Raw genomic sequence first — 504 nt, forward strand, 5'->3', positions numbered from 1 at the left:
AGTTGGTAGCTGAATTTCTCATCTAGTCCAAAGCTTTCATCTTGACTTTTTACTCGGTCAAGAATGGTTAAGATTTTTTTATATGCATCACCCATTCGTTCTTCTGAATGTTTTGAGTTCGTCCAAATTAACTCAACTGGACGTTCTACGTCGGTGCTGAGCAGGTCCCAAAGAGCATTGAGGTTGTTTCCATAATATTGGGTGACGGAAAAAGCAGATGCTATTCGCTTATGGAATTCTTGCTCGGATGTGATGGATAATCCATCAAGCTCAATTATCATGTTGATTTACTTCCACTTTCCAATAGGGGTGACAGTTTCGTAGTGATCGCTAGTGATGTAAAGTAGTCCGTCATCTGAGTAGAGCAATCTGGTTCCAGGCTGATTGCTTCGAGACATCGTATTGTTGAGACCGACGTCAGCTTCATACCAGGTTCGGCCAGGGGCTGATGGAAGTACGTTTGTATCATTATAGAAAACATCCCCGCCTAGCTGCCCACCAGGA

General features: G+C 43.3%; 1 protein-coding gene. It reads right to left on the minus strand.

Annotation, left to right across the window (positions count from 1 at the left end):
• A partial coding sequence (locus tag HT737_RS30635) for a barstar family protein (protein WP_182404690.1) occupies positions 1–281 on the minus strand: 281 nt, incomplete at its 3' end.
• Positions 282–504 lie beyond the last annotated feature (223 nt).

Origin of the sequence: Pseudomonas sp. MD195_PC81_125 (genome assembly GCF_014060985.1) — a bacterium.
GTDB lineage: Bacteria > Pseudomonadota > Gammaproteobacteria > Pseudomonadales > Pseudomonadaceae > Aquipseudomonas > Aquipseudomonas parakoreensis.